This window comes from Kitasatospora sp. NBC_01287, from assembly GCF_026340565.1.
In the GTDB taxonomy this organism is placed as follows: domain Bacteria; phylum Actinomycetota; class Actinomycetes; order Streptomycetales; family Streptomycetaceae; genus Kitasatospora.
On sequence record NZ_JAPEPB010000001.1, the window covers coordinates 5,540,596 to 5,562,975 of the forward strand.

Here is a 22,380-nt window from a genome sequence, read left to right on the forward strand (position 1 = left end):
CGGGCGGCGTGCTGGCACTGGCGCTGGCAGGAGTGGTGCTCGGCCACACCTCGCAGCCACCGCCGGTGCGGATCAGCTCGGTGGCGGCGGTGCCGGTCACCGCGCCCGGCGCGGCCGGTACGGCCCCGTCCACCGGGTCCACCCCGGAAGCAGGCCAGGCCGCGCTGCCTCCTTCGAACACCCCGGCGGCCCCGGTGGCGGCGCCCACCCGGCTGGTGATCCCGGCCATCGGGGTGGACGCGCCGGTGAGCTCCGGCGGCCTCAACGCGGACGGCACCGTGCAGGTGCCGCCGATGGACCAGCCCGGCCAGGTCGACTGGTACAGCGGCGGTCCGGCGCCCGGCGCCCTGGGGCCCGCGGTGCTGCTGGGGCACGTGAACACCCAGGCAGGGCCGGCGGTCTTCGCGAAGCTCCCGAAGCTGCGGCCGGGGGACCGGGTCGAGATCCGGCGCGCCGACGGCAGCACGGCGACCTTCCAGGTCCGCGAACTGCAGGACTACCCCAAGGACGGCTTCCCCTCCCAGACCGTCTACGGGAACACCGCGAACCCGCAGCTGCGGCTGATCACCTGCGGCGGCACGCTGCGGAGCGACGGGCACTACTCCGATAACATCGTCGTCTTCGCGGACCTGATCACGTCCTGAACCTGGCGCGGGAAGTCGACTCGGTCGACTTCCCGCGCGGCTGTGTGCAACCGGCCGCCGGTCCTCGACGTGGAAGCACCATGGTCCCCTCTCCGAAAGGCACTCCTGTGCGTCCAAGGCTCGGTCGCGTCGCCGCCCGCTGGCGGGTCCTGCTCGCGGCGGCGGCCGCGGTGACGGCGGCAGGGTGCGCCGGTACCGGTCAGCTGCACGACGACGGGATGACCAGGGTGACCCTGCAGCCCACTCCGGTGGCCGTGTGGGCCGCGTCGGTCGGCACCCCCACGCCGGCCGGCACCGCGGCCCCGCAGGCGGCGCCGACCGCGCTGCCCGGGGTCACGGTGACCGGCGGCGACCTCCAGGCGGTGGACGTCAAGCAACTGCTCCGGCAGGACCCGCAGACCGAGCCGGGCGAGCGGACCGCGCTCAGCGGCTGCACCGGTTGCCAGCTGCTCCCCTCGCAGTACCGCGACCTGGTCGGCGACGGCGGGGCGGAGCTGATCACCGCCGTGGTGACCGCCGACCACCACGCCTACCTGCACGTGTACCAGCTCAGGGGCCAGCAGGTCTTCGCGGTGCTGACCCTCTCCGTGCTGCCCGGCTTCACCGCAGACACGCTCGGCACCGACCTGGTCGTCCACGAGCCGACCAGCTCCGCGACCCGCACCACCAGCACCTACCACTGGAACGGTGCCCAACTGGTCCGCACCACCGCGACCGGCCCCGACACGACGCCGGCGCCCGGACCGAACGACTGCCCGGCGCCCACTCCGTACCCGGGCGGCAAGTTCCAGCTCCCCCTGGTGATCCCCTCGCCGAGCGCCACGGCGGGCTCCAAGGCCCACCCGTCGGCCGGTCCGGTCGCCCCGGCGACGGCCCCCGCGCCGACGGCCCCCGCGCCGACCGCCCCCACCGCCGCGGCGGTCGTGCCCACGCCCGCGCCCAACGGACCGGAGAGCACGTCATGACCGCTCCCACGCCCGCCTCCGCCCCGGCCACGCCGCGGATCCTGCTGGTCGAGGACGACGAGGTGATCCGCGAGGCGACCAGGATGGCGCTGGAGCGCTACGGCTTCCCGGTGGACACCGCCGCCGACGGGCTGGAGGGCCTGGAGCGGTTCCGGGCCGGCCGGCCCGACCTGCTGCTGCTCGACGTGATGCTGCCGCTGCTGGACGGCGTCGGCCTGTGCCGCCGGATCCGCGAGGAGAGCCAGCTGCCGATCCTGATGATGTCGGCCCGCACCGACCCGATCGACGTGGTCTCGGGCCTGGAGGCCGGCGCCGACGACTACCTGGTCAAGCCCTTCGAGACGGCCGTCCTGGTGGCCCGGATCCGCACCGTGCTGCGCCGCACCGGCCTGCCGCCCGCGCCGGTGCCCGCCGCTGCTCCCGTGCCCGGCCCGGCCGCGGACCCGGTGCCCGCCGCCGACCCGGTGCCCGACCGCTCGCTGCGCGTGGTCGACGGCCTGGAGGTGGACACCGACGCGATGGACGTGCGGGTCGACGGCCGTCCGATCCCGCTCACGCCCACCGAACTGCGGCTGCTGCTGGAGTTCACCGCCGCGCCCGGGATCCTGCTGGAGCGGCAGACCCTGCTGGAGCGGGTCTGGGACTACGCCTGGGGCGCCGACACCCGGGTGGTCGACGTCCATGTGCAGCGGCTGCGGGCGAAGATCGGCGCGGACCGGATCGAGACCGTGCGCGGCTTCGGCTACAAGCTCCGGCACCGGCGGGTCGCGGGCGGCGGCGCCGGATGAACCTGCGCCGCCAGATCGCCGTCACCGTCGCGCTGGTCTCCTGCCTGGTGGCGCTGACCGTGGGCCTGCTGGTCCACCAGGCCTCGGTCCGCCAGCACGTCGACCAGGAGCGCGGCTCCGCCGAGGCCGCGCTGGCCGCCGTCCTGGACGGCTACGGCCGCACCGGCTTCCTGACCCAGGCCTGGAACGCCGAGCTGGACCAGCCGCAGCAGTTGCCCGACCCGCTGCGCCGACTGGCCCGGCAGGACCGGCAGGGCTCGATGCTCGGCCCGAGCTCCAGCGGCCCCCGGATGTGGGCGGCGGCCGGCTTCGACGGTCACGTGATCGCCGTCTCGATCGACTACTCCGCCGACGCGCGCGACATCGCCTCGCTGGACCGCACCATCATGGTCTCGGCCGCCCTGTCGGTGGCGGTGACCGTGCTCGCCGGGGTGCTGGTGGCGCACCGGATCAGCCGCCGGCTGCGCACCGCGGCCCGCACCGCCCGCACCATCGCCCAGGGCGACCTGAGCGCCCGGATCGGTCCGCTGGGCCGCCAGCGCGACGAGGTCGCCGAGCTGGCCGCCGCAGTCGATTCGATGTCGGCGGTGCTGAGCAGCAAGCTGGCGGGCGAGCAGCGGTTCACCGCCGATGTCGCGCACGAGCTGCGCACCCCGCTCACCGGCCTGCTCACCGCCGCCGAGCTGCTGCCGCCGGGACGTCCGACCGAGCTGGTCAGGGACCGGGTGCGGGTGCTGTGCCGGCTCACCGAGGACCTGCTGGAGGTCTCCCGGCTGGACGCCGGCGCCGAGACACCGGAGCTGGCACCGGTTGCCCTGGGGCCGCTGCTGGGGCGGATCCTGGCGGCGGTCGGCGGCGCCGTCGAGCTGCGGATCGAGGCGGACGCCCGGGTGACCACCGATCCGCGCCGGCTCGACCGGGTGGTGGCCAATCTGGTGGCCAATGCCCAGCGGCACGGCGCGGCCCCCGTCGAGGTGGTGGTGGCGGGGGCGGTGGTCACCGTTCGCGACCACGGCCCCGGCTACCCCGCGGACCTGCTGGAGCACGGGCCGCAGCGGTTCCGCACCGGCGCCAGGGAGCGTGGCCACGGGCACGGCCTGGGGCTGACCATCGCCCAGGGGCACGCGGCGGCGCTCGGGGTCGGGCTGCGGCTGGCCAACCACCCGCAGGGGGGCGCGGCGGCCGAACTGACCTTTCCGCCGTAGCCGCCCGGTGGCGCGGGCCCGGGGACAGGACAGCCGGGGCAGCCGGGGGCAGGACAGCCAGGGGGCAAGGCAAAGGGCCCCGCGGGGGAACGGGGCCCTTTGTCGCTCAGCACGCGGCGTCAGGGCAGCGCCGGTGCTGGGGTGACGGCGCCGGGGGATGAGCGCCGTCCATTCGGTTGGCATCGAGTCGCGCGGGGCGCGAGCGCGGGTCGCGCGCCACCTCGTGCGGGTCCCCGGCCGGGGTCGGCCGGGCGACGGCACTGTCCTCACGGAGCGTGAGGTGATACTCGCTGTCACCGCCGATGGGCAGGAGCAGCGAAGCAGGCGACCCATCGGCCGGAATCGGCCGGCGGAAACCCCCTACCCAGCATCGTGGTGGACACAGGCCATGCTCTGCAACCGATTCGGCCGACTTCGGCACAGTCCGTTTTCCTCGCGACGTCCCCACGGCCCCGCGCCGACCGTCCCTGACACCCTGTCAACAGCTTGGTCCATACCTGTCGCGAACATGGCGACCTGCGGCATCGTGGTGACGTTCAGTAGTTGAATCGATCGCCACCGGGTGGCGCGGCGACGGTCCGGGCGTCCCCGGCGCCGCCGCCGCGCCTCCTGGCGCAGTCGTGAGCCGGCCGCTGTCCCCTGCTGCCGGTTCACCCCACCCGCGCGCGGTCCCACGGCGCTCCGGCCCACCGATGCCACCGGTGGTGGAGCGCCACGCGCGCGGGCGGACTGGTACTGCCACGCGTGGTCCTGCCGGCCGCACAGGCGCGGGCCCGGGCGCCAGGTGCGGCGCACCTGGGGGGTGCGGCGCGGTCGTACGGCCGCCAGGAGAACGAGCCCGCGCCCGGCCCGGACACGGGCGGTCGGCAAAGGGGTGAACGGGGGTGAACGGGGTGCCCGGTAGACTCGGGGATGACACCCCCACATCGCTGCCGGAAGGCCGTCTGTGTCCTCAGCAACCCCCGAACAGTCCGCCGCCTCGGTCGACACCGTCCTGGTGGTCGACTTCGGCGCCCAGTACGCCCAGCTCATCGCCCGCCGGGTGCGTGAGGCGCGGGTCTACAGCGAGATCGTGCCGAGCACCATGCCGGTCGCCGAGATGCTCGCCAAGAACCCGAAGGCGATCATCCTCTCCGGCGGCCCGTCCTCGGTCTACGAGGAGGGCGCGCCGCGGCTCGACCGAGCGATCTTCGAGGCCGGGGTGCCGGTCTTCGGCATGTGCTACGGCTTCCAGCTGATGGCGATCACCCTCGGCGGCACCGTCGACAACAGCGGTGCGCGCGAGTACGGCCGCACCCCGCTGCACGTCTCCCGGTCCGGCTCGACCCTGTTCGAGGGCACCCCGGACGAGCAGTCGGTGTGGATGTCGCACGGCGACGCCTGCTCCGCCGCGCCCGAGGGCTTCACCGTCACGGCCGCCACCGACGTGGTCCCGGTCGCCGCCTTCGAGAACGACGAGGCCAGGCTCTACGGCGTCCAGTACCACCCCGAGGTCCTGCACTCCACCCACGGCCAGCAGATCCTCGAACACTTCCTCTACCGCGGCGCGGGCATCGCCCCGACCTGGACCACCCACAACGTGGTGGACGAGCAGATCGCGCTGATCAAGGCGCAGGTCGGCGACAAGCGCGCGATCTGCGGCCTGTCCGGCGGCGTGGACTCCGCGGTGGCCGCCGCGCTGGTGGCCAAGGCCATCGGTGACCAGCTCACCTGCGTCTACGTCGACCATGGTCTGATGCGCAAGGGCGAGACCGAGCAGGTCGAGAAGGACTTCGTGGCCGCCACCGGGGTCAAGCTCAAGGTGGTGGACGCCGAGGAGCGGTTCCTGAGCGCGCTCAAGGGCGTCAGCGACCCGGAGGAGAAGCGCAAGATCATCGGCCGGGAGTTCATCCGGGTCTTCGAGCAGGCGCAGGCCGAGATCGTCGCCGAGGCCGGCGAGCACGGCGAGTCGGTCGACTTCCTGGTGCAGGGCACCCTCTACCCGGACGTGGTGGAGTCCGGCGGCGGCACCGGCACCGCGAACATCAAGTCGCACCACAACGTCGGCGGCCTGCCCGAGGACCTGCAGTTCTCGCTGGTCGAGCCGCTGCGCCAGCTGTTCAAGGACGAGGTCCGGATGGTCGGCCAGGAGCTCGGCCTGCCCGAGGAGATCGTCCAGCGCCAGCCGTTCCCCGGCCCCGGCCTGGGCATCCGGATCGTCGGCGAGGTCACCAAGGACCGCCTGGACCTGCTGCGCGAGGCCGACGCGATCGCCCGCGAGGAGCTGACCGCGGCCGGCCTGGACCGCGAGATCTGGCAGTGCCCGGTGGTGCTGCTCGCGGACGTGCGCAGCGTCGGCGTGCAGGGCGACGGCCGCACCTACGGTCACCCGATCGTGCTGCGCCCGGTCTCCTCCGAGGACGCCATGACCGCCGACTGGTCGCGGCTGCCCTACGAGGTGCTGGCCAAGATCTCCACCCGGATCACCAACGAGGTGCGCGACGTCAACCGCGTGGTGCTGGACGTGACCAGCAAGCCGCCGGGCACCATCGAATGGGAGTAGGCCTCGGGAATCGCTCTCCCGGGCTTTGAACGGCCGCACCGCCATCCGCGTACCAGTGGGTGGCGGTGCGGCCGTTCGCGTCAGATCCGGCCAGGTCGCGGGTGCGGTCGGATCTGACACCCAGCGATCGGGTTACCGTCAAAAACGGGCAGAATGCCGATCGAACCAGTCGCGGTCCGGCCGCGCACCGGTGCGAGAACCGAGCGGGAACCGATGGAGGGTGACGCGATGATGGAGGGCACCAGGGACTCGGTCGAGGCAGCCGGCTCCGGCTCCGAGCCACCGCCGGTCGCCGGGCCGGTGCCCCCGGGCAAGGCGGGCCGGGCCGAGCGCGCCGGCCGGCGCAAGGCCTTCGCCGGCCGGTTCGCGCTGCTGCCGCTGCGCCTGTTCCTCGGCGTCACCTTCAGCTACGCGGGCCTGGACAAGCTGGCGGACAGCCACTTCCTGGCGGGGGCCGGCGATCCGCAGTCCTTCTACGCGCAGACCGTGGCCGCCAAGCCGCACAGCCCCGTCGGCTGGGCGCTGGCTCCGGCGCTGCACGCGCCCACCTTCTTCGGCCTGCTGATCGCCTTCGGTGAGCTGGCGGTCGGACTGGGCATCCTGTTCGGCCTCTGGGGCCGGATCGCCGCGCTGGGCGGCGCGGTGCTCAGCCTGACCCTCTTCCTCACCGTCAGCTTCAACGTCTCGCCCTACTACCTGGGCAACGACCTGCCCTACCTGATGGCCTGGACCGCGCTGGTGCTGGCCGGGACGCCGTACCTGTCGGTCGACGGCCTGCTGGCCTCCCGGGCCGCGCGGGACCGCCGACACGGTCTGACGGAGGAGGCGGTGCGCCGCCGCACCGTCCTGGACGGCTCGATCGCGGCGGTCGCGCTGGGCGGGGCCGGGCTGCTGGTCGGCTCGCTGACCGCCACCTTCATCCGGAAGAAGCCGAAGCCGGTCGCCGCCGCGCCCGCCGCGCCGCAGCCCGCGAGCGGTGCGGCGGCGCCCTCGGTCGCCGTCGCCGCCGTCCCGGTCGGCGGCTCGGCCACCGTCACCGACCCGGGCAGCGGCGACGCGATCTACATCGTGCAGCCCAAGGCCGGCCAGTACTGCGGCCTCTCCTCGATCTGCACGCACGCCGGCTGCACCGTGAACCCGCCGAAGAACGGTCAGCTCAGCTGCCCCTGCCACGGCTCGGTCTTCGACGCGGCGACCGGTGCGGTGCTGACCGGCCCGGCCGTCAAGCCGCTGCCCAAGTACACGGTCACCAAGGCGGGCGACCGGCTCGACCTGGGCCCGCTGCAGTCCTGACGCACCGTCGGCCCCGCTTCCCCGGCGCACCGGGGGGAGCGGGGCCGACGCCGCGTCAAGGCTCGGGCCGACCGCCGGTCGGTCTCGGGCTCAGGCGTCCGGGCCGCGGCCGCGGCGGGACATCGCCGCCACCGCGCCGGCCAGGCCGGCCGCGCCGAGCACGATGAAGGCGACCGGCATGACGATCCGTCCGTTCACCGAGACGCCGTTCAGCGAGGCGACCAGGTAGAGCACGGCGATCGCCGTGAAGAGGCCGCCGGCCAGCAGCGAGAAGAGGTCGAACCGATGCCGCTTCATCCCTGCACCACCTGAATGTCGCCGAGGCCGACCTGCAGGGTCAGCTCGATGGTTCCCTTGTTCGCCGTGCCCTGGACCGGGTCCAGGCGGGTGATGACATGCGCGCCCACGTTGCCCTCCTGGACCCGGTCGGGCAGCTGGATGTTGCCGACCGTGGTGCGCGCGTCCAACTCGACGGTGACGTCGGCCGGCAGCCTCAGGGTCGCGTCGCCCGCGCCGAGGCGGAGCGTGGTGGCCACGGTGCGGCCCGCCGGGTCGACCGCGGAGAGGTCGAGCCGTGCGTCGCCGGCCCCGAGACCGTAGCTGTGCCGCACCTCGCTCGCGCCGGCCGGGGCCCAGCTGCGGTTGCCCAGGCCCGCGCCGGCCGTGCCCGCCGTGCTGCCGACCGCGGTCAGCAGCAGGGTGACCAGCAGCGCCGGGACGACCAGCACCCGGGCCCGGCCGAACCTCGCGCCCACCAGGATGGTCACTCCGAGCCCGAGCAGGCCGGTGGCGAGCGTGGTGGAGAGCAGCACCGTGCCGGCCAGGTGCCCGTTGAGCGACCAGACGAGCCAGGCCACGCCCACCGAGAGCAGCAGGCCGAACGGGGCGAGCACCGAGCGCGCCCGGCGCTCGCGGCGCTCCGGTGGCGGCGGTGGCGGCGGGGTGGCCGCGTTCTTGCGCAGCGGGTCGCCCGCGGGCAGGTCGGTCCGCTGCCACCAGGCCTGGGCCGGCGCACCGGGTGGCGGGGGCGCGCCGTACGGGTCGCGCTCGGGGTGGCGCGGGTCCCAGAGGTAGCCGGTGCGGTTCTGCGGTGCGTCCGCGGCGCTCTCCGACGGGGCGTCAGCGCGCTCGGCGGCGTCCCGGGGGCGCTGGCCCCTGGTCGGGTCGACCCGCTCGTGCAGCTCTTCGGCGGCGGTGGCCAAGCCCTCGCGCAGCTGCGCCGCGTGCTCGGCCCACTCCCCGCGCAGCTCGGCCTTGCGGGAGGCCCACTCCTCGTGGAAGTCCTGGCGCCAGGTCTTCCAGTCGCTCAACGGCGAGGCGCTGCCCCGGCCCGGTGCGGCGGCCGGCCCGGTCGGCCCGGTCGGCCGGTCGTACGGACCGCCGGGCCGCGGCGGGCGTCCGAGCCCGCGGGCCCGGCGGCGCCGCTCAGGGTCGTGCCGCACCGCGAAGAAGACCATCGCGCCCAGCAGCAGCAATGGCAGGACCGAGTCGCCGCTGCCCATCCAGGAGAAGAACACCCCGGTGCCGATCACGGTGAGCAGCACCGCGCCGATCGACTGCCCGTCCACCCGGCCGGTGAGCACCCGCTGCAGCTCGGTGCGTCCGAGGCCGCCCTCCTCGCCCTCCGGCCGCACCTGGAGCGGCACGATCAGCCAGGCCAGTCCGTAGAGGAACAGTCCCAGGCCGCCGGTCAGGCAGAGCACCGCGGTGACCACCCGGAAGACCACCGGGTCGATGTCCAGGTGGCGGCCGAGCCCCCCGCAGACCCCGGCCACCACCCGGTGGTCCTGGTCCCGGGTGAGTGGTGGCCGGCCGTCCCCTGGCTGTTCCTCGGCGATCCGCTCGTCCGCGGCCGCGCTCTGCTCCTCCGTCATGGCTCCATCCTGCGGGTTCCAGGGGCCGGGCGGGAGCGGGTCGGTCCCTGCCCGGACCCTGATCTCTCCCTGAGAGCCCGGTCAGGGGCGGCCGGCCGGGCGGTCCCCTGGACGGTCCGTGGCGGCGGCCTGCTCGATGCTGCCGAGCAGGCCGGTGTAGAAGGCCTGCGCGATCCGGGTGTAGCCCAGGTCGTCGGGGTGCAGCCGGTCGGCGAACTCGTCGCTGGTCAGGGCGGGCGGCCCGATGTAGGTCAGCCGCCGGCCGAGTCGCCGCTCGACCCCTTGGAGCAGTTGGGCCCGCTCGTTGAAGCCGGCCACCAGCGGCTGGAGGCCGCCGGTGGTCGGGATCAGGCCGAGCAGTACCACGGCTACGCCGGGCCGGTCGGTGAAGATCCGGTCCAGCAGCAGCTGGAGGCGGTCCACCGCGTGCGCCTTGTCCGCCCCTCGGTCCAGGTCGTTGATGCCGATGTGGAGCAGCACCACGTCCGGCCGGGAGGCCTGGAGCCAGCCGTCCACCCGGCCCCGCAGGTCGTTGATCATCCAGCCGCTGTGGCCCTCGTGCCACGGCTGCGCGAAGGCGCCGTCGCGCTGCGAGCCGACGAATTCGGCGGCGACGTCGGGGCGCAGGCTCACCAGTCGCCAGAGCGGCAGCCGGTAGCCGGTGTCGTGCAGGCTGCCCACCCCCACGGTGATCGAGTCGCCGAGCGGCATGATCCGCAGCGCCGGCCGGCCGGCGCGGGTGGAGGCGGCACTGGAGGTCGGGCCGGCGGCCAGCACGGCGCCCGCGCAGAGCGCCGCGGCCACGAGCGTGGAGATGATCCGTTTCAAGAGGTACCTCCCGGTAGGTGACGTGGTGTCAGCTACCGTGAGATAGGAAGTTCATAAGATCAATCAGCCTGGCCACGACACGCCCAGCTCTCCTCCGGACGGCAGCCGACGGTCTTCGCCGCCTGGACGGTCCTCGTCACCGGACGGGCTCCGTCGCCTGACGATCTTCGCCACCTAGGGGACGGACCCTGATGCGCCGGCAACCGCGCGCGTGTGACCATCGGTGGCGTGGCAGCCCCCGGTACCGAACCCGAACCGAGCACGACCACCCCCGACGGCCCGCCGTCCGGGGGAGCCGAGCCGACCCCGGGTCCGGCCGCGCCGCCCTACCGCAAGCTCTACCGCAGCCCGCACTCGCGGATGCTGGGCGGGGTGGCGCACGGGCTCGCCGTGCACCTGGGCCTGCCGGTCACCTGGGTGCGGGCCGCCTTCGTCCTGCTCTTCTTCGCCAACGGCATCGGCGTGCTGCTGTACGCGGCCTTCTGGTTCGTGGTGCCGATCGGCATCGGCGAGCCGGCCCGCGGCGGCCTGGGCCCCACCTATGTCTGGCTGAACGGGCAGTTCGTTCCCGCCGACACGGTCGGGGCCAGGCCGCAGCCGCTGCGCAAGGGGCAGCCGGGCCGGCTCGGCCGGCTGCGCGACCTGCTGCAGGGCACCTTCCAGGGCGAGCCGGTGGTCCCCGAGCAGGCCTCCGCCGAGAGGGGCCAGAGCGGCGCGACCAGCCGGCAGAACCTCGGTCAGCTCGCCGCGCTGCTGATGCTGGTCGTCGGCGTGATGGCCCTGCTCAACGTGCTCAACATCCAGTCCTCGCAGCCCTACACCTGGCCGCTGCTGGCGATCGGCGTCGGCGTCGCGCTGGTCTGGCGGCAGGCCGACGACTCCCGCTGGCAGCGCTGGTTCGGGCTGGAGGGCGGCGGCAAGCGGCGCGGCGCGTTCGCCCGGGTCGGCGCGGGCGTGCTGCTGGTGACGGTGGGCATCATCGGCTTCCTGATCCTGCAGGGCACCGGCTCCACCGTCGCCTCGGTGATCGAGGCCTCGCTCGCGGTGCTGGCCGGGGTGCTGGTGCTGACCGGGCCGTACGCGCTGCGGATGTGGCAGGACCTGGGTGCCGAGCGGACCGCCCGGATCAGGGCCCAGGAGCGGGCCGAGATCGCCGCCCACATCCACGACTCGGTCCTGCACACGCTGACCCTGATCCAGCGCAGGTCCGAGGACCCCAAGGAGGTGCAGCGCCTGGCCCGGGCCCAGGAGCGCGAGTTGCGGCTCTGGCTCTACCGCCCGGAGGCGGCCGCCGAGGCCGCGCCCGACACCTTGGCCGAGCGGCTGCGCGAGGTGGTCGCCGAGGTCGAGGACCGGCACGGCGTCCCGGTCGAGCTGGTCTGCGTGGGCGACTGCCCGATGGACGAGAAGGTCGCGGCGCAGATGCAGGCAGCGCGTGAAGCGATGGTCAACGCCGCCAAGTACGGTGGCGGAGGACCGGTGCAGGTCTACGCCGAGGTGGAGGGGAGGACGGTGTCGGTGTTCGTACGCGACCACGGCCCCGGATTCGACCCGGAGACCGTGCCGGGGGACCGGATGGGCGTCCGCGAGTCGATCATCGGCCGGATGAAGCGCCACGGCGGCACCGCACGGGTGCGCCCGGCGCCGGACGGCGGCACCGAGGTCGAACTGGAGATGGAGAGAGCTGCTGATGACTGAGGCCGTGTCGACAGGAGCCGGGGCGGACGGGCCCGTCCGGGTGGCCCGGGTGGTGCTGGTGGACGACCACCGGATGTTCCGCACCGGTGTGCGGGCCGAGATCGGCCGCACCGAGACCACCGGCATCGACGTGGTGGGGGAGGCCGACGACGTCGAGTCGGCGGTCAAGGTGGTCGCCGAGACCCGCCCCGACGTGGTGCTGCTCGACGTCCACCTGCCCGGTGGCGGCGGGGTCGAGGTGCTGCGCCGCTCGGCCGCCGTGATGGGCGAGCCGGGCGGGGTGAAGTTCCTCGCGCTCTCCGTCTCCGACGCCGCCGAGGACGTGATCGGCGTGATCCGCGGTGGTGCCCGCGGCTACGTCACCAAGACCATCACCGGCGCCGACCTGGTCAACGCCGTCTTCCGGATCGCCGACGGCGACGCGGTCTTCTCACCGCGGCTGGCCGGCTTCGTGCTGGACGCCTTCGCCGCCACCGACACCCCGCCGGTGGACGAGGACCTCGACCGCCTCACCCAGCGCGAGCGCGAGGTGCTGCGGCTGATCGCACGCGGCTACGCCTACAAGGAGATCGCCAAGCAGCTCTTCATCTCGGTGAAGACCGTGGAGAGCCACGTCTCGGCGGTGCTGCGCAAGCTCCAGCTGAGCAACCGGCACGAGTTGACCCGCTGGGCGACGGCGCGACGGCTGATCTGAGGCGGCGCCAGCGGCTCGCGTGGGAGTAATCAGGCCGACACCTACGGTAATGTGCCTGATGCACACCGGGTCCTGCGGTCTCGCGCGGGCGCCGTCGATCACCCCTTGCGAGAGTCCGCATGCGCCCAACGCCACTATCGACGCAGCAGGTTGGTGTCGAGTTGTCCACGGTGCGCCTCGGCCCTGCGGCCGGAGGCGGCCGTGCGGCGGAGAAGCGGGGCGCGAAGCCCCGTCTCTACGTGCTCGACGGTCTGCGGTTGCTCGCCGCGCTCGCGGTGGTCTTCTGGCACTACACCGGCTACCAGCGGCATCCGGCCATGTGGGGCGGTGACTCCAGCCGGATCGTGCCGGAGTTCAGCTCCTGGGCCGCCTACGGGTGGTCCGGCGTGGAGCTGTTCTTCCTGATCAGCGGCTTCGTCATCTGCATGTCCGCCTGGGGCAGGACGGTCGGCGAGTTCTTCGTCTCCCGGGTGGTGCGGCTCTTCCCGGCGTACTGGGTCTGCCTGCTGATCACCTCGGCGGTGGTCCTGACCACGCGGCCGACCTGGATGTGGAACATCGACAGGTTCCACTACACGGACGTGCTGACCAACCTGACCATGCTGCAGAACGGCGTGGGCGGGGCGATGGACATCGACCCGGTCTACTGGACCCTCTGGATCGAGCTGCGGTTCTACGTCCTGTTCGCCGTGCTGGTGGCGCTGGGGCAGCTGACCTACCGTCGGGTCGTCATGTTCTGCGCGGTCTGGACCCTCGGTGCGGTGGCGGCGGCGGTGTCCGGCTGGGCCGTGCTCGACCTGGTCTTCGATCCGGAGTACGCGCCGCTCTTCATCGCGGGCATCGCGATGTACCTGATCCACCGCTTCGGGCCCGACCTGCTGCTCTGGGGCGTCGTCGGCCTCAACTGGCTCCTCGCCCAGCACCGGATGCTGCAGATCGTGTCCGGCTATCAGACCGACGCGGGTCACCGGCTCAGCTTCACGCTCTGCTTCGGCATCGTCTCGGCGAGCTTCCTGGTGATGATCGCGGCCGCACTGGGCCGGCTCGACCGGATCCGCGGTCGCTGGATCGTGGCTGCCGGCGCGCTCACCTATCCGCTCTACCTCCTGCACGAGGAGATCGGCTGGTTGGTCATCTCCGAGCTGCACACCCGGATGAATCCCTACCTGCTGGTGCTGTCACTCGTGGGGGTGATGCTGCTGGCGTCCTGGCTGGTCCACCGACTGGTCGAGCGGCCGCTCGCCGGCGTGCTGAAGCGGCGGTTGACCGCGGCGCTGGAGCGGGCCCGCCGGATCGACGCGGGGGAGCCGGAGCAGATCTGGTCGAAGGCCGCCGCGTTGACGTGCGAGCCGGCGGCCGACCCGCGCGGCGCCGGTTCCTAGCGGTCTCGAATGCAAGGCTCGGGAGGTGGGCGGAGCATGGTGTCGGACTCGTTCGTCGAGGTCGGGACAGGTCCCGCGGGCGCGGAGAGGGCGGCGGAGTTGGACCACCGGTCATCCGGCTTCTCCCCGTGGGCCCCACGGACCTGGCTGTGGGCCCCACGGACCTGGCCCCTCGAACTGCTGGCGCCGCTCGGCTACTGGGCCTGCACCAGGCTGCTCATGATCACGCTGCTCTTCGCCATGAAGATCAACGCCAACGGTGAGATGCACACGCTCTACGAGAAGTGGAGCCGCCAACTCGCGTCGGGCAGCTATCCGATCGGCGATCCGACCTGGCAGTACCCGCCGGGCGCCGCCTTCGTGATGCTCGCCCCCCGGCTGGTCCCGTGGGTGAACTTCGTCCAGGGCTTCGTCGTCGTCTCCTTCGCTGCCGACGCCGTTGTCCTGGCGGGCCTGCTGCGGGTCGGCCGGCGGGCCGGGCGCAGCCTGACGGGTGCCTGGGCCTGGGTGCTCGGGCTGCCGCTGATGCTCTACCTGCCCTACGCGCGGTACGACATGATCGTCACCGCCCTGGCGGTGCTGGCGCTGCTCACGGTGCGACGCAGCGGCCGGCTGGGCGGGGCGTTCGCGGCGGCGGGCGCGATGGTCAAGGTGTGGCCGGCCTTCGCGGTCTTCGGCGCCCCGCGCGGTCGTGGCCTGTGGTCGATCTGGCTCGGCTTCGCGGCCTCGGCCCTCGCGCTCACGCTGATCGCGGTCGGCTTCTTCCACGGCCCCTTCGACTTCCTGAACGCGCAGGGTGGCCGCGGGGTGGAGTTCGAGTCCCTCGGCGGGACCGTCCTGCTGGTCTCCCGGTTCCTCGGCTACAGCGGCACCATCGAGTACCACTTCGGTTCGATGGAGTTCCTCGGCCCGTACGTCCCCGAGGTCTCCGACGGACTGCTGGCGCTGAGCCTGCTGGGCTTCTGCTGGCTGCTGCTGTGGCGGGCCCGGGCCCGGATCTGGACCGCCGCCACCACGGCCGACGCGGCCCTGGCCGCGGTGCTGGTCTTCGTCACCACCAGCCGGGTCATCAGCCCGCAGTACTTCATCTGGCTGATCGGGCTGGGCGCGATCTGCCTGAGCTTTCGCGCCACGACCCAGCGCGGGGTCGTGGCCCTGCTGGTCGGTGCCACCGCGCTGACCAGCGTGGAGTATCCGCTCTTCTTCGACAACGTGATGCAGGGGTCGGTCGGCTTCACCCTCGTCCTCGTGCTGCGCAACGTCCTCCTGCTGGTGGCGATGGTCCTCTCCTGCGTCAGGTTGTGGCGATCGACGGTGCCGGGATCGAACGGGCGTCTGCCGCGAAAGACCCCGACAAACAGCCGATGTGGTGACGAACAATGACCGACAGACTCGGTTCGACAGGTGCCGCCGTGGACACGACCCTTGCCGATGACGCCCCGCAGGGGACGCCGCCGGAGGCCGACCGGGAGCCGACGGCCCGGCGCGGCGCCCGCTCGCCGCTCTCGTCACTGCGACGGGCGGTGCGCCTGACGCCCTACCGGGTGGCCTGCCTGGTGCTGCTGCTGATCCTCGTGCCGATAGCGGCCCAGTTACCCTGGTCGGGCGACATCGGTCAACACGCCTCCACGATCTGGCGGTTGCGGACCAACCTGGCGCACCCGACCAGTCCGATGATCGACCTGCCGGGGCGCGGGAGTCCGTACTTCTCGCCCTACCAGCTGATCGGCGCGCTGGTCTCGCTCGCCATCGGCTGGACGCCGCTGCGCACGCTGCACCTCCTCGCGGTGGGCAACGTGCTGCTCATCCTGGTCGGGATCGGCGTCTTCGTCCGGGCGCTGTCCAGCCGCCCGTGGGCGCCGGTGTTCGCGGTGCTCTCCTACTTCTTCCTCTGGGGCACCACGGTCGAGGTGTGGAGCGGGTACGAGTCCTTCCTCTCGTTCTCCCTGGGGCTCTCCTACCCGAGCGCCTTCGCGGCCGGGCTGATGCTCCTGCTCTGGGCGGGGGTGCTGAACCTGCTGGGCCGGGTGCCCGAGCGCGGGCCGCTGCCGCGCTCGCTCGCCTTCCGGATCCCGGCGCACCTGACCCTCGGCGTGGTGCTCTTCGCGATCGTGCTGTCGCACCCGTTCACCGGCATCGTGGTCTGCCTCGGCCTGGCCGCGATCATGCTCGGCTCGCTGCGCGACCTCACCCGGCGCGACTGGCTGCTCTGGGGCGGGTCCGCCGCCGTCCTGCTGGCCGGCGTGCTCGCCTGGCCGTACTGGAGCGTGTGGCACCTCGGCGACTCGGCCGCGCTGGACAGCGTGCACCAGAACCTCTTCCACCACCCGCTGGACTGGTTCGGCTTCGCGCTGCTGCTCGGCGTACCCGCGCTGGTGGCGCGCGTCCGGCGGGACCGGCGGGACCCGCTGGTGTGGACGTTCCTGCTGGTGGCGCCGGCCGTGGGCTACGGATGGTTCAGTGGTGACTTCAGCTGGGGCCGGGCCTACCCGGGGCTGATCCTGATGCTGCAGCTGGCGGTGGCGCTGGAGGCGGCGCGGATCCCCTGGTCGCAGTGGTTCAAGCGGGAGTTCTCGCTCCTCCTGACCCTCTCGCTGGCCTTCGGCATCTGGGTCCAGGCGGGCGCGATGTTCTACCTCTTCCCCAAGTCGGACTTCCCCCGGGGCGTCACCGACAACGTCCAGGCCTGGGAGCCGTGGCCCGGCTTCCAGTGGACCACCGAGTACCTCGGCTACGGCGATGTGGTGATGACCACCGGGACCCGGCCGCTGGACATGCTGCCGGCGTACGGCTACTACACCGTGGCGGCCGGCTACCCGGACCCGGCCATCGCGCAGTCGGTGCTCGATCAGCGCGCCCACGACACCTGGGTCTTCTTCTCGAAGGAGGCGACGAACGGGGAGAAGTTCCAACTGCTGAGGGAGTACCACGCCGGCTGGGTGCTGATCCGGCCGGAGGACGGCGTGGTGCCCCGCGGGCCGGGCTTCCAGGTGGTCGCGAAGAGTCCGCAGGGCGAGTACCTGATCAAGGTCACGGCGCCCTGACCAGCCCCCGGCGTCCCAGCCCTCGTCCGCGCCGCCCGTCCGCCAGGTCGGGCGGCGCCCGTCCGGAAAGCGCCGCCATGCCACTCTCCGTGCTCCCAGGCCGCCTGCGACCCGCGCCCGCCGCCAGGGGCCTGCCCGACGAGGGCGGCCCCGCGGGATCCCGGGCCAAGCGCCCCCGGCTCCACGTGCTCGACGGCATGCGGCTGATGGCGGCCCTGGCCGTCATGTCCTTCCACTTCATCGGCAAGCCCGTCGGCTACGACGACACCTGGCGCGAGACCCCGGCCCAGGCGCTGCCGACTCTGCACCGGATGGCGCTCTACGGCTGGACCGGCGTCGAGCTGTTCTTCCTGATCAGCGGCTTCGTGATCTGCATGTCCTGCTGGGGCAAGCGGTCCCAGGACTTCTTCGTCTCCCGGGTGGTCCGGCTCTACCCGGCGTACTGGATCTCGGTCCTGCTGACCAGCGCGGTGGTACTGACGTTCCGCTACGACTTCAGCACCGTCAAGGACATCACCCCGCGGACCGTGATCGTCAATCTGACGATGCTCCAGACGCCGGTCGGGGCACCGCTGGTCGACCCTAGCTACTGGACGCTCTGGACCGAGCTGGTCTTCTACGTGGTCTTCGGCGCGGTCATGGCGGGCGGCCCGACCTACCGCCGGGTGGTGGCCTTCTGCGGCGGCTGGACCTTCGCCGCCGCGATCGCGCCCTCGGTGAACCTCCCGCTGCTGACCACGCTGACCCTCCCGGACTACGCCCCGTTCTTCACGGCCGGCATCACCATGTACCTGATGTACCGCTTCGGCCCCAACCTGCTGCTCTGGGGGATGCTCGGCCTCTCCTGGATGATCGCGCTGTGGCGGCTGGAGGGCACGGTGCAGATGTACCAGATGTACCTGCCGGCCCACTCCATCTCCTGGAGCGTCGCGGCCACCCTGGTCACCCTGTGCTTCCTGCTGGTGCTCGCGGCGGCCCTGGGCCTCCTGAACCGGATCAGGTGGCGCCGGCTCACGGTCGCCGGCGCGCTCACCTACCCGCTCTACCTGCTGCACCAGGAGATCGGCACCACCGGCATCCACCTGTTGCGCCGGTGGCTGGCCCCGCTGCCCACGCTCGTGGTGGTGGTGGTCGGGTTGCTGCTGCTGGCCTGGCTGGTTCACCGCCTGGTGGAGCGGCCGCTCTCGGGCGCCATGAAGAAGCGCCTCGACCTGGCCTTCGCCACGCTGAGCACGGCCGACGCGCAGGCGGGCACACAGGCGGGAGTGCGGGCGAGCACACAGACCGGGGTCCAAGCGGGCGCGCAGAGCGGGGTCCAGGCGGGCGCGCAGAGCGGGGCGCAGGCCGGCGCGGAGCGCGCGTCGGCCGCCGCGAGCCCGGAGCAGGCCGAAGGGGGCCTGCGGTGACCGCCCAGATCACGGCCGCCCCGACGGCCGGCGCCCGCCGCTCGGGCGCCGGACCCGCCGGTCGGCCCCGCGAGCTGCTGGAGCGGGTGCTCCGTGACCTGCGGTACGCGGGACCGGCGCTGCTGGGCTACGCGGTGGTGCGGGCCGTGGGCCTGCTGATGATGGTGCTCAGTCCGCACCCGCAGGCGGTCCTGGGCCGCCTCGGCTCGCTCTGGGACGCGCGCTGGTACGCCGACATCGCGACGCGCGGCTACACGGACGACCTCGGCTGGTCCGGCGCGAACGGCACGCCGTACTCGACCAGGGCCTTCTTCCCGCTCTACCCGATGCTGATCGGAGCCGTGCACGCGGTCCTGCCGGTCACCGTGGGCAGCGCGTCGCTGCTCGTCGCGTGGACGGCCTCGCTGGTCGCCGCCGCCGGGATCTTCGCGGTCGTCGCCGAGCGCTACGGGCGCCGGGTCGGCACGCTCACCGCGGTGCTCTGGGGCGTGCTGCCGCACGCGGCCGTGCAGAGCATGGCCTACTCCGAGTCGCTGTTCACCGCGTTGGCGGCCTGGACACTGTTCGCGCTGCTGCGCCGCCACTGGCTCCGGGCCGGCACGCTGAGCCTGCTGGCGGGCCTGGTGCGGCCCACGGCCGCGGCCGTGGCCGCCGCCGTGGGTGCCGCGGCGTTGGTCGAGCTGGTCGGGCGGTTCCGTGGCCGGCGGGCGCCGGCGCCCGTGGACCGGCCCGGGTGGTGGCGGGTGGTGCTGGGCGCGCTGCTGTCCCCGCTGGGGTTCCTGGGCTACATCGGCTACGTGGACCACGCCCGAGGCACGCTCAGCGGCTATTCGGACGTCCAGTCCGCCTGGGGCACCCAGTTCGACGCCGGGGCCGGCACCTGGCACTGGCTGGAGGCGATGTTCCTGCGCGGCGGCGGCTCCCGGACCACGCTGAACCAGGTGGTGATCGCCGCCGTGGTGGTGGCGTTCGTGACGCTCTTCCTGATCACGGTCGTCCAGCGGCAGCCGCTGCCCTGGCTGGTCCACAGCGCGACGATGCTCGCCGTCGCGCTGGGCAGCAGCGCCACCGACGCGGCCCGGGCCCGGTTCCTGCTGCCGGCCTTCGTCCTGCTGGTGCCGCCGGCCGCGGGCCTGGCCCGGCTGCGCTCGACGGCCTCGCGCTGGTTGGTGATCGGCTCGGCCGCGCTCTGCTCGGGTGCCTACGGGGTCTTCCTGGTCTTCGGGAACATCTACTCGCCCTGACCAGGTCGTTCCCGATCGGGGCCGCCGGGTTCTCCCGGACCCGCCGGGACTGTCGGTGCCGGGTCATAGACTCGGAGGGCCATGAGTAGCCTCTTTGACGACCTCCCGCTGCCCGGCTTCGAGCCCTTCGAGGCCAAGCCCGCCGCCGACGCGCCGCCCGTCGCCTTCGCCGAGGAGCCTCCGCCGGAGGACTACTACGGCCACGAGGGCGGCATCCCGGACGACGAGATCCCGGGCGACCTCTTCGCCACCGACTACGCCGCGCAGGCCGAGCGCGACGCCCACTACCGCAACGGCGCGCACCGGCCGGTGATCGACCCGGTCCAGCTGCTGGAGGGCATGAACGACCCGCAGCGCGAGGCCGTGCTGCACGCCGGCTCGCCGCTGCTGATCGTGGCCGGCGCCGGCTCCGGCAAGACCCGGGTGCTGACCCACCGGATCGCCTACCTGCTCGGCGCCCGCGGCGTGCAGCCCGGCGAGATCCTGGCCATCACCTTCACCAACAAGGCGGCCGGCGAGATGCGCGAGCGCGTCGAGCAGCTGGTCGGCCCGCGCGCGCGGGCCATGTGGGTCTCCACCTTCCACAGCGCCTGCGTGCGGATCCTGCGCCGGGAGAGCAAGCGGCTCGGCTTCACCTCCAGCTTCTCGATCTACGACTCGGCGGACTCGCAGCGCCTGATGGCCCTGGTCTGCCGGGACCTGGACCTGGATCCCAAGCAGTTCCCGCCGAAGTCCTTCACCGCCAAGGTCTCCAACCTCAAGAACGAGCTGATCGACGAGGAGACCTACGCCGCGCAGGCCGCCAACCCGATGGAGCGCAAGCTCGCCGAGGCCTACGCGCTCTACCAGGCCCGGCTGCGCGAGGCCAACGCACTGGACTTCGACGACATCATCATGACCACGGTCAACCTGCTGCAGGCCTTCCCGGACGCGGCCGAGCACTACCGGCGGCGGTTCCGCCACATCCTGGTGGACGAGTACCAGGACACCAACCACGCCCAGTACACGCTGGTGCGCGAGCTGACCGGCGGGGCCGCGGGCGCGGCGCCCAAGCGGACGGTGGACGGCGACCTGGTCAACCCGGCAGCCGCCGGCCTCGCCGACCTGCCGGCCGCCGAGCTCTGCGTGGTCGGTGACGCCGACCAGTCGATCTACGCCTTCCGCGGCGCCACCATCCGCAACATCCTCCAGTTCGAGGAGGACTACCCGAGCGCCACCACGATCCTGCTGGAGCAGAACTACCGCTCCACCCAGACCATCCTGAGCGCGGCGAACGCGGTGATCGAGCGCAACGCCAACCGCCGCGAGAAGAAGCTCTGGACGGCCGGCGAGCATGGCGAGAAGGTGGTCGGCTACGTCGCCGACGACGAGCACGGCGAGGCGCAGTTCATCGCCGAGGAGATCGACCGGCTCACCGACGCGGGCGACGCCCGCCCCGGCGACGTGGCGATCTTCTACCGGACCAACGCGCAGTCCCGCGTCTTCGAGGAGGTGTTCATCCGGGTCGGCCTGCCCTACAAGGTGGTCGGCGGGGTGCGCTTCTACGAGCGCAAGGAGGTCCGCGACGTGCTGGCCTACCTGCGGGTGCTCTCCAACCCCGAGGACACCGTGCCGCTGCGCCGGATCCTCAACGTGCCCAAGCGCGGCATCGGCGACCGCGCCGAGGCGATGATCGAGGCGCTGGCCGCCCGCGAGCGGATCTCCTTCGCCCAGGCGTTGCTGCGCGTCGACGAGGCCTACGGGATGGCGGCGCGCTCGGCCAACGCGGTGCGCAAGTTCAACGAACTGCTGGCCGGGCTGCGGCAGGTCGTCGAGTCCGGGGCCGGCCCGGCCGCCGTGCTGGAGGCCGTGCTGGAGGAGACCGGCTACCTGGCCGAGCTGCAGTCCTCCACCGATCCGCAGGACGAGACCCGGGTGGAGAACCTCCAGGAGCTCGCCTCGGTCGCGCTGGAGTACGAGCAGGATCCGGGCGAGCGGCCGGACGGAGACGGCGAGGGCACGCCGCCGGTCGGCTCGCTGGCCGACTTCCTGGAGCGGGTCGCGCTGGTCGCCGACTCGGATCAGATCCCGGATGCGAATCAGTCCGGGACAGAAGGAGGAAGTCCGGACGAGGAGGACGGCGGCGGCGTCATCACCATGATGACCCTGCACACCGCCAAGGGCCTGGAGTTCCCGGTGGTCTTCCTGACCGGCATGGAGGACGGGATCTTCCCGCACATGCGGGCGCTCGGCCAGGTCAAGGAGCTGGAGGAGGAGCGCCGCCTCGCCTACGTCGGCCTCACCCGGGCCCGGCAGCGGCTCTACCTGACCCGCAGCACGCTGCGCAGCGCGTGGGGGCAGCCCTCCTACAACCCGGCCTCCCGATTCCTGGAGGAGATCCCGGGCGAACTGGTCGAGTGGAAGCGGACCGGCGCCATCGCCGCGCCGCCCTCCCGCGGGTTGTCGACCAGCGGCTCGCGCGGTGGCGGTGGCGGCGGGCTCAGCTCGCAGGGGCCCAAGGCCGGCTGGGGCAAGTCGGCGCGGACGGTGGCCGAGCGCGAGGTGGTCGCGCTCGCGGTGGGCGACCGGGTCAGCCACGACAAGTTCGGCCTCGGCACCGTGGCCGGCACCGAGGGCGTGGGCGACCGGGCGAAGGCGACCATCGACTTCGGCACCGCGGGCCGCAAGCAGCTGCTGCTGCGATACGCGCCGGTGGAGAAGCTGTAGCCCCGCACCTGCGGTGGTGGTGGCGCGGCGGCCGGAAGCTGTAGCCGGTCGAACGGCTGTCGCGCTA

The 22,380-nt window shown here is 73.0% G+C and carries 17 protein-coding genes; 14 read left to right on the forward strand and 3 right to left on the reverse strand.

All coding sequences use genetic code 11. The features are described from left to right. Positions 1 to 8: 8 nt before the first annotated feature. The 6 genes from OG455_RS24005 to OG455_RS42115 all read left to right on the forward strand — a co-directional run bounded on the left by OG455_RS24005 (position 9) and on the right by OG455_RS42115 (position 7,437). The gene (locus OG455_RS24005) at positions 9 to 644 is read left to right on the forward strand and encodes a class F sortase (RefSeq protein WP_266296921.1); all 636 of its coding nucleotides are present in this window, start codon (positions 9 to 11) and stop codon (positions 642 to 644) included. Between the two features lie 218 nt (positions 645 to 862). Then, positions 863 to 1,609 (forward strand): hypothetical protein, encoded by a 747-nt coding sequence (locus tag OG455_RS24010; protein ID WP_266296923.1) that lies wholly within the window; start codon positions 863 to 865, stop codon positions 1,607 to 1,609. Next, on the forward strand, positions 1,606 to 2,397 hold the full coding sequence (cseB, locus tag OG455_RS24015; protein ID WP_266296925.1) for a two-component system response regulator CseB: 792 nt from the start codon (positions 1,606 to 1,608) through the stop codon (positions 2,395 to 2,397). Before OG455_RS24010 ends, cseB begins: the two co-directional genes overlap by 4 nt. Then, positions 2,394 to 3,602, forward strand: coding sequence for a HAMP domain-containing sensor histidine kinase (locus OG455_RS24020; protein ID WP_266296927.1), 1,209 nt, complete (start codon positions 2,394 to 2,396; stop codon positions 3,600 to 3,602). The genes cseB and OG455_RS24020 overlap by 4 nt, the downstream gene beginning before the upstream one ends. 946 nt (positions 3,603 to 4,548) lie before the next feature. After that, a complete protein-coding gene (gene guaA, locus OG455_RS24025) occupies positions 4,549 to 6,144 on the forward strand; it encodes a glutamine-hydrolyzing GMP synthase (protein ID WP_266296929.1) in 1,596 nt (531 codons plus the stop codon). A 153-nt stretch (positions 6,145 to 6,297) separates the two neighbouring features. Further along, on the forward strand, positions 6,298 to 7,437 hold the full coding sequence (locus tag OG455_RS42115; RefSeq protein ID WP_323185561.1) for a Rieske 2Fe-2S domain-containing protein: 1,140 nt from the start codon (positions 6,298 to 6,300) through the stop codon (positions 7,435 to 7,437). 90 nt (positions 7,438 to 7,527) lie between these two features. Here the strand turns inward: OG455_RS42115 and OG455_RS24040 are convergent, their stop codons facing one another. The 3 genes from OG455_RS24040 to OG455_RS24050 all read right to left on the reverse strand — a co-directional run bounded on the left by OG455_RS24040 (position 7,528) and on the right by OG455_RS24050 (position 10,139). Next, on the reverse strand, positions 7,528 to 7,734 hold the full coding sequence (locus OG455_RS24040) for a hypothetical protein (protein ID WP_266296931.1): 207 nt from the start codon (positions 7,732 to 7,734) through the stop codon (positions 7,528 to 7,530). After that, complete coding sequence (locus OG455_RS24045; RefSeq protein ID WP_266296933.1) at positions 7,731 to 9,311, reverse strand: PspC domain-containing protein; 1,581 nt, start codon at positions 9,309 to 9,311, stop codon at positions 7,731 to 7,733. The genes OG455_RS24040 and OG455_RS24045 overlap by 4 nt, the downstream gene beginning before the upstream one ends. A gap of 81 nt (positions 9,312 to 9,392) precedes the next feature. Next, complete coding sequence (locus tag OG455_RS24050; RefSeq protein WP_266296935.1) at positions 9,393 to 10,139, reverse strand: SGNH/GDSL hydrolase family protein; 747 nt, start codon at positions 10,137 to 10,139, stop codon at positions 9,393 to 9,395. A 228-nt stretch (positions 10,140 to 10,367) separates the two neighbouring features. On the opposite strand from OG455_RS24050, the gene OG455_RS24055 reads away from it, so the two are divergent. The 8 genes from OG455_RS24055 to pcrA all read left to right on the forward strand — a co-directional run bounded on the left by OG455_RS24055 (position 10,368) and on the right by pcrA (position 22,313). Next, a complete protein-coding gene (locus tag OG455_RS24055) occupies positions 10,368 to 11,837 on the forward strand; it encodes an ATP-binding protein (protein WP_266296937.1) in 1,470 nt (489 codons plus the stop codon). Next, the gene (locus OG455_RS24060) at positions 11,830 to 12,531 is read left to right on the forward strand and encodes a response regulator transcription factor (RefSeq protein ID WP_323185562.1); all 702 of its coding nucleotides are present in this window, start codon (positions 11,830 to 11,832) and stop codon (positions 12,529 to 12,531) included. Before OG455_RS24055 ends, OG455_RS24060 begins: the two co-directional genes overlap by 8 nt. Before the next feature lie 170 nt (positions 12,532 to 12,701). Further along, positions 12,702 to 13,913 carry an acyltransferase gene (locus tag OG455_RS24065; protein ID WP_266300932.1) on the forward strand — a complete coding sequence of 404 codons (1,212 nt, stop codon included), beginning with the start codon at positions 12,702 to 12,704 and terminating at the stop codon, positions 13,911 to 13,913. A gap of 36 nt (positions 13,914 to 13,949) precedes the next feature. Then, a complete protein-coding gene (locus tag OG455_RS24070) occupies positions 13,950 to 15,296 on the forward strand; it encodes a glycosyltransferase family 87 protein (RefSeq protein ID WP_266296939.1) in 1,347 nt (448 codons plus the stop codon). 29 nt (positions 15,297 to 15,325) lie between these two features. Further along, on the forward strand, positions 15,326 to 16,957 hold the full coding sequence (locus tag OG455_RS24075; protein ID WP_266296941.1) for a hypothetical protein: 1,632 nt from the start codon (positions 15,326 to 15,328) through the stop codon (positions 16,955 to 16,957). Between the two features lie 77 nt (positions 16,958 to 17,034). Further along, positions 17,035 to 18,363 (forward strand): acyltransferase, encoded by a 1,329-nt coding sequence (locus tag OG455_RS24080; RefSeq protein ID WP_266296943.1) that lies wholly within the window; start codon positions 17,035 to 17,037, stop codon positions 18,361 to 18,363. Beyond that, entirely contained in the window at positions 18,360 to 19,607 is a 1,248-nt protein-coding gene (locus OG455_RS24085) for a hypothetical protein (protein WP_266296945.1), read from the forward strand. The genes OG455_RS24080 and OG455_RS24085 overlap by 4 nt, the downstream gene beginning before the upstream one ends. Before the next feature lie 81 nt (positions 19,608 to 19,688). Continuing rightward, complete coding sequence (gene pcrA / locus OG455_RS24090; RefSeq protein ID WP_266296947.1) at positions 19,689 to 22,313, forward strand: DNA helicase PcrA; 2,625 nt, start codon at positions 19,689 to 19,691, stop codon at positions 22,311 to 22,313. Positions 22,314 to 22,380 lie beyond the last annotated feature (67 nt).